This is a genomic window from bacterium, assembly GCA_040755795.1.
Lineage (GTDB): Bacteria > UBA9089 > CG2-30-40-21 > CG2-30-40-21 > SBAY01 > JBFLXS01.
Genome location: JBFLXS010000199.1, coordinates 1 through 7,143, shown reverse-complemented (window position 1 = coordinate 7,143; position 7,143 = coordinate 1). Strand labels below are relative to the sequence as shown.

The 7,143-nt window shown below is 36.6% G+C and carries 7 protein-coding genes and 3 pseudogenes; 6 read left to right on the top strand and 4 right to left on the bottom strand.

The genetic code is table 11. The features are described from left to right. Window positions 1-329 precede the first annotated feature (329 nt). Both AB1414_12650 and rho read left to right on the top strand, forming a co-directional pair. Window positions 330-1,001, top strand: a complete 672-nt coding sequence (locus AB1414_12650) for a hypothetical protein (protein ID MEW6608270.1) — start codon at window positions 330-332, stop codon at window positions 999-1,001. Further along, window positions 1,001-2,263, top strand: coding sequence for a transcription termination factor Rho (rho, locus tag AB1414_12645; protein ID MEW6608269.1), 1,263 nt, complete (start codon window positions 1,001-1,003; stop codon window positions 2,261-2,263). The genes AB1414_12650 and rho overlap by 1 nt, the downstream gene beginning before the upstream one ends. On the opposite strand, the pseudogene AB1414_12640 reads toward rho, so the two are convergent. The 3 pseudogenes from AB1414_12640 to AB1414_12630 form a co-directional block, all read right to left on the bottom strand. Next, window positions 2,247-2,342 (bottom strand): annotated as a pseudogene (locus AB1414_12640) (hypothetical protein). The gene rho and the pseudogene AB1414_12640 overlap by 17 nt on opposite strands. Window positions 2,343-2,364: 22 nt before the next feature. Next, window positions 2,365-2,412: pseudogene (locus AB1414_12635) on the bottom strand (alpha/beta hydrolase). Continuing rightward, a pseudogene (locus AB1414_12630) lies at window positions 2,393-2,437 on the bottom strand (hypothetical protein). The pseudogenes AB1414_12635 and AB1414_12630 overlap by 20 nt, the downstream one beginning before the upstream one ends. 74 nt (window positions 2,438-2,511) lie before the next feature. On the opposite strand from AB1414_12630, the gene cdaA reads away from it, so the two are divergent. The 4 genes from cdaA (at window position 2,512) to AB1414_12610 (ending at window position 6,415) form a co-directional block, all read left to right on the top strand. Then, on the top strand, window positions 2,512-3,282 hold the full coding sequence (cdaA, locus tag AB1414_12625; GenBank protein MEW6608268.1) for a diadenylate cyclase CdaA: 771 nt from the start codon (window positions 2,512-2,514) through the stop codon (window positions 3,280-3,282). Between the two features lie 344 nt (window positions 3,283-3,626). Next, entirely contained in the window at window positions 3,627-4,025 is a 399-nt protein-coding gene (locus AB1414_12620) for a CdaR family protein (protein ID MEW6608267.1), read from the top strand. 148 nt (window positions 4,026-4,173) lie between these two features. Then, window positions 4,174-5,226: a 3-isopropylmalate dehydrogenase gene (locus AB1414_12615; protein ID MEW6608266.1), complete on the top strand. Its 1,053-nt coding sequence runs from the start codon at window positions 4,174-4,176 to the stop codon at window positions 5,224-5,226. 244 nt (window positions 5,227-5,470) lie between these two features. Further along, window positions 5,471-6,415 (top strand): YncE family protein, encoded by a 945-nt coding sequence (locus AB1414_12610; GenBank protein MEW6608265.1) that lies wholly within the window; start codon window positions 5,471-5,473, stop codon window positions 6,413-6,415. Window positions 6,416-6,875: 460 nt separating this feature from the next. Here AB1414_12610 and AB1414_12605 read toward each other — a convergent pair whose 3' ends face one another. Further along, window positions 6,876-7,001 carry a hypothetical protein gene (locus AB1414_12605; GenBank protein ID MEW6608264.1) on the bottom strand — a complete coding sequence of 42 codons (126 nt, stop codon included), beginning with the start codon at window positions 6,999-7,001 and terminating at the stop codon, window positions 6,876-6,878. Between the last annotated feature and the right edge of the window lie 142 nt (window positions 7,002-7,143).

The following is a 7,143-nucleotide window of genomic DNA, read 5'->3' as shown; positions in this document are numbered from 1 at the left end:
GAGATTCTCCAGAGGTTTAGGAGGGGGAAATTTTAAGCAATTTAGAGGAAGAAGATGTTTAAAAAGCAAAAAATGGCTTTAAGGTGGTTACTTGGGCTGTTTATTTAGTTTCACCGAGAATTGCTGAAAATTTTGTTATCCACTTGACAAAAAAAAGATATTATGGTATAATTTTAATTAACGGAAAGTAGGACCAACCAAAAATCTTTCCCAAGTAAAATCAATTTTTTCTAAAAAGTGCTTCTCTAATTCTTTTTAAATATCCTGAGGAATAAAAAAGATTACCCTGCTATTTAAGGATTTTCACTAAGTTTTGGGAGAAATAATATATGCCCACCAGGGAACAAGGAATAAAAAAAGACCGCGGAACAAAAATTGACATCTTGAGTTTTTTTTATAAATATCCAATAAAAAACTTACCTGTGGTAGATAAAAATAAATGTATTATTGGAATTCTGGTAAAAGAGAGTTTAATTGCATCATCTACGATTACTTCAAATTTGACAACACCACTGACAAAAGTCATTTCAGACCATCTTGTCCCGGTGATATTAGAAAAAGATTATCAAATCTTACAAGGGTTACTTCAAAACTTTAAAAAAGTTACGACTATCCCGGTTATTGATGTTAAAGGTAGGGTAGTTGATTGGTGGAATAGATTTGATTTAATCTGTGCCTGGGAAGGATACCCGGACTTAGCTACCCAGCACTTCGAAACAATTTTTGCTAATTTCCCTTATCCTGTGGTGATTGTTGATAATAAATTGAAAATAACTTATATGAATTTAGCCGGCATCAATCTGACAATCACCGGTCGTGGCAGAAAGATAATCGGAAAATCTTTGAATGAAATCTTTCCTGCGGTGAAGGATATTAGTGATTCTTCTATTATCGATGAACGGATACTCATAGAAGGAGAAGAATTTAGATATGATAGTGTGCCTATTAAGAAAGAAGAAACAATAGTAGGTGCCATATATTTTTTAAGGAGGAAAATATAGTGGAAGGACAACTTAACTTATCAGATTTGCAAGCAATGAGCATTTCAAAACTAAGCGACTTAACCCATCAATTAAAGATAGAAGGGGTTAGTGGGATGAAAAAGCAGGAGCTTATTTTTGCCATTTTACAGGCTCAAGCGGCAGAAAAAGGGCTCTTGTTTGGAGAAGGAGTATTAGAGATATTACCTGATGGATATGGTTTTTTGAGGTCACCAAAATATAATTATCTTCCTTCACCAGATGATATTTATATTTCACCTTCTCAGATAAGAAAATTTAGTTTAAAAACCGGGGATACGGTTTCTGGACAAATAAGGCCACCAAAAGAAAATGAGAAATTCTTTGCCCTTTTAAAGGTAGAGGCAGTCAATTTCGATGACCCTGACAAAGCGGCTGATAGGATATTGTTTGATAATCTTACCCCATTATACCCGGATAAAAGAATTCATTTAGAGCGAGAATCAAAAGAGATCTCAATGCGCATTATGGATTTACTTACCCCTATTGGCAAAGGACAACGAGGATTAATTGTCGCACCGCCACGCACCGGGAAAACAGTATTATTACAAAAACTGGCTAATTCAACTACGACTAACCATCCGGAAATTAAATTAATCGTTTTGCTTATCGACGAACGACCTGAGGAGGTCACAGATATGGAAAGGTCAGTTAAGGGTGAGGTGATAAGTTCGACATTTGACGAACCAGCGAGTAGGCATGTTCAAGTCGCGGAAATGGTAATTGAAAAGGCAAAAAGATTAGTCGAACATAAATATGATGTTGTCATCTTGCTGGATAGTATCACGCGATTAGCCAGGGCTTATAATCAAGTAGTTCCTGCCTCTGGAAAGGTGCTTTCTGGTGGTGTCGATTCAAATGCCTTACATCGGCCAAAACGATTCTTTGGTGCGGCACGAAATATCGAAGAAGGCGGAAGTTTAACCATTCTTGCTACGGCTTTAATTGATACAGGAAGTAGAATGGATGAGGTTATTTTTGAGGAATTTAAGGGAACGGGGAATATGGAGGTCCTTTTAGACCGCAGTTTAGTTGACCGTCGATTATTCCCTTCTATCAATATTTCCAAATCAGGAACCCGGCGAGAAGAGTTACTTTTAGAGGAAGACGACTTGAATAAGGTCTGGCTACTGCGTAAAGCCATTACCCCATTGAATCCAGTAGAAAGTATGGAATTAATCGTTGAAAAAATGCACTCCACACAAAATAATAAGGAGTTCTTAATGGCTATAAACAGGGGATAACCGTGAAAAGTGAATAGGGATTCACGAAATTAAAAGTAAATAATCGGTTAATTGGTAACTGGTAATTGGTAACTGGTAATTGGTAACTGGTAATTGGTAACTGGTAATTGGTAACTGGTAATTGGTGACTGGTAATTGGTAACTGGTAATTGGTAATTGGTAACTAATTACCATTCACCAGTTACCATTTACCATTCACCATTTACCATTCACCAGTTACCATTTACCAAACAATAGGGTGTGAATAAATGTTTAAATTTCCTCTTCTACCAATTAGATTCTTAGATATAATTGAAATGTTATTAATCGCCTGTGCCTTTTATTGGCTATTTATCTTGATAAAGGGAACAAGGGCGGTGCAAGGAGTAAAAGTCCTTGTCTTCCTTATTGTTGCTTCCTTTGCCGCCAATCTATTCCAATTATATACCATCGATTGGATACTGACAAGCCTATGGACTATCCTACCGTTATCGTTTGTTATCTTATTTCAACCAGAATTAAGACAGGTAATTGGCGAAATTGATAAAAACTACATTTTGAGAAAATTTTTTAAGAATGAAAGCCGATTGATTCCAGAAATTGTAAAAGCAATAATGTCATTATCAAAGGAACAATTAGGGGCATTAATTGTTTTAAAACAAAATATAAGCCTGAAAAATTATATCGAAACAGGGGTAAAAATAGATGCAGAAGTAAGTTATGAACTACTTAAGACAATATTTACCCCTCATAGTCCACTTCATGATGGTGCAGTTATTATTCAAGGTGATAAAATAATTGCGGCAAGCTGTGTTTTGCCATTAACTCAAAATCCGGATGTTGTTACTCCACTTGGCACAAGACATCGCGCCGCACTTGGGCTTTCCGAAGAAACAGATGCCTTAATCCTGGTCGTGTCTGAAGAAACAGGGAATATATCCATTGCCTTAGATGGCAAGATGCGTGGTAACCTCGATGAAGAAAGCCTTACTCAAATGCTTACCTGGTACAAAGCAAAAGAAGGACAAAAAGAAGGGTAGATACATTTAAGTAAATGGTTACTGCAGAAGAAACGCTCATACCCCGCTGGGGCACAAAGGACGATGAAAATATATGGAGTGCGGTAGCTTGCTACCGCTTTCGCAGGAGGAAAAGCGAAAGCAATCTTTCGCACTCCAAAGGCTATTTTCAGGGGAAACGCTCATACCCCGCTGGGGCACAAAGGACGATGAAAATAGAGTTTTATGGTTTGATGGTGGGATAGTTTAATGGTTCAAGAGAACAAGGTTTAGGTGGTAGAGTCGCAGGCTTGTCCATAATTTTAATAACATCTCTGTGTTCTCTGTGTCTCTGTGGCAAAAAAGTATTTTCAGGAGAATCTAAAATGACACATTTACACATTTACCGTTGGATTATCAATAACCTCTGGCTAAAATTATCTTGTTTTTTATTAGCTGTGCTATTATGGTTTTCTACAAGTGGTGGAGTATCTATAATTAGAGATTTTAGTATCGCCATTACACTGGAAAATATCCCAAAAAATTTAATAGTATCCTCACTAACGACAAAAAATGTATTTATTACTGTGCAAGGGAATAGAAGTGTTATTTTGAAATGTCAGGCATCTGCTTTTTATCTCCCAATTGATTTATCAAAGAGTAATAAACCAGGAACATATTCATATAACCTGATTCCGGATGAAGTTTATACACCTACTGGAATTAAGGTTATTTCCATAGAACCACGAAAGGTAATACTTGCCTTAAGGGAAAAGAAGAAGTAGTGTTCTGCTGTGATAGAGCAGTAGGTAGTGGATAGGGCTTCACGAAATTAAAAGTAAATAATCGGTTAATTGGTAACTGGTGACTGGTAATTGGTAACTAATTACCATTCACCAGTTACCATTTACCAAAAAAAAGGAGGAAGAATTTATGCACAAAATTGCTGTTATTCCAGGAGATGGAGTTGGTCCTGAAGTAGTAAGAGAAGGACTAAAGGTATTAGAAGCAGTTGCAGAGGTAACTGCTCTCAAGTATGAATTGATAAATTATGATTTTGGTGGAGAGCGATATTTACGAACAGGTGAGGTATTGCCTGATTCTGCCTTGAATGAACTCAAACAGATGTCGGCGATTTATCTGGGTGCCATTGGTCATCCAGATGTTAAACCAGGCATCCTTGAGCAAGGATTATTACTTAAAATTAGATTTGGATTAGACCAATATATTAATTTAAGACCGATTAAATTATATCCGGGTGTCTATACCCCAATTAAAGATAAAGGACCAGAGGAGATTGATTTTATCGTAGTTCGCGAAAATACTGAATGTCTTTATATTGGCATAGGTGGATTTTTAAAGAAAAATACCAGTGATGAAGTGGCTATTCAAGAGATGCTCTATACCCGCAAAGGGGTAGAAAGGTGCATCAGGTATGCCTATGAATTAGCCAGAACGACAAAGAGAAAAAAACTTACATTAGTCGATAAATCAAATGTCTTGACTTATGGTCATGACCTCTGGCAACGAGTATTTAAAGAGGTGGGGGAGGAATATCCAGAGGTAACTAAAGACCATGCTTATGTTGATGCTTGCTGTATGTGGATGGTGAAAAATCCAGAATGGTTTGATGTCATCGTTACCTGTAATATGTTTGGGGATATTATTACAGATTTAGGGGCGATGGTTCAAGGTGGAATGGGAATAGCGGCAGGAGGAAATATCAATCCTCATGGTGTTTCTATGTTTGAGCCTATTCATGGCTCTGCCCCAAAATATACCAACAAAAATCAAATTAATCCATTAGCCACTATCTTAAGTCTTCAGATGATGTTGAATAATCTTGGCGAGAAAAAAGCGGCAACATTGGTTGAAAATGCTGTCATTAAACTTCTCTCCGCCGGGGTTATCAAAGATATGTCTGCCGGTAAAATGGGTATGTCAACATCTGAAGTTGGGGATATGGTAGCTAAGTTCGTTAAGTAGTAAGGGTTCAGGTAGGATAAAAATAAGGAGAAAGGGAGAAGATGGAGAAGTGGAGAAAAGAAGAGTTAACTGACAAAAAATGCTTGACAAAACATTTTTTTTTTGATATAATTATGCAAGATTTAGGTAATCGAACTTAGCGAATACAAAGTATCCTGCTTTAGCAAAATTGAACGAAAAAATTTCGCTATATTCGTTATAATTCGGTTACCAAAAAATAAAAAAAGAAAGGAAGTGATAAAAAATGGTTTGCAAATGTTGGAAAACAGTAACAATTCTTACGATTACTGGGGTGATTTGGGCAGGACAGACGATAATTCCAAATAATCTAAATGCACAACCGTATGCTTATGTGACTAACTCAGGGTCAAATAATGTTTCAGTAATAGACACAAGGACAAATGCAGTGGTTGGAAGTCCTATACCTGTTGGTGTTTATCCTTATGGAATAGCGATTACACCAGATGGTAACTATGCTTATGTGACTAACGCAGGGTCAGATAATGTTTCAGTAATAGACACAAGGACAAATGCAGTGGTTGGAAGTCCTATACCTGTTGGTGATTATCCTATTGGAATAGCGATTACACCAGATGGTAACTATGCTTATGTGACTAACTTGTGGTCAGATAATGTTTCAGTAATAGACACAAGTACAAATGCAGTGGTTGGAAGTCCTATACCTGTTGGTGATGGTCCTTGGGGAATAGCGATTACACCAGATGGTAACTATGCTTATGTGACTAACCGGGAGTCAGATAATGTTTCAGTAATAGACACAAGTACAAATGCAGTGGTTGGAAGTCCTATACCTGTTGGTGATGGACCTGTTGGAATAGCGATTACACCGATGGTGGTAAAAGAGATTAAGATTGACATTATCCTGAATCAGACTGAATTTACAGTGGGTGATACATTAACTATAGCAGCACATGTTACCAACGGTCCTGCAACTTCTACAGTAGATGCAAAGGTATGGCTTGAGTTACCAACTACTGAGTTATTCTCTTTAGTAAACATACCCAGCATTACATTACTCCCTGATGCTGAGTTCTCAGTAGATTTATTCACACATCATTTTACAGGTTGGGAACCTGAAGGAAACTATAAATGTGGTGGTAGATTCTTAAACTGGATTACTGGAGAGACCTTAAGTGAAGATATTGAGACATTTACCTTCACGCCATAACGAGTTGAGAGAAAGCGAAGAGGGATGAGGGTCAGACTTTGAATGGAGAAATGCTCATGAACCGTTGGTTCACAAATGAGGATGAAAATAGTGGTAGGAGATAGAAGATGGGAGGTAAGGAGATAGGCTTAAGGAGTGATGTTTTCTTTACTTTCTACTCTCTACTTTCTACTTCCTATTTTCAGGGGAAAGCAGTTCCTTTTACATTCAACATTCACGGTCTGACCCTAAAATAGTCGCTGAAAAAAACGTCGACTATGTTTTAAACATTTTATTCAAGTTTAGTGTATTGGGTAATAAAGATAAAAGAAGAGAATTATTCTATTTTAAATATGCTTATCCAAACAGCAATTTAAATAAAAATGAAAAAATAGTGCTCCGTCGCTATTCAATTGATGAGTAACATTTCTACCTCTCATGTCATTCCTGCGAAGGCAGGAATCCATTCATATTCGTAAAATTATATATCAAAAGTGTAAGAAAGGGAATAAGGAGATAAGAGTGATATGGAGATAAGATAATAGAATATAGATTGAAATTTATAGAAATAGGTAGAAATTGATTGTGGAAAACAACAAATTTCCATAAATTTCTATTACTTGATATTCAAGTTTTTTTTAAGATTAAGTGGTTTATCCTTTTTTAACCGCAAAGAACGCAAAGAAATTAACCGCAAAGAACGCAAAGATTATAGTGCTCTGTTAAGATTGAATTTGCATGTTACTTAG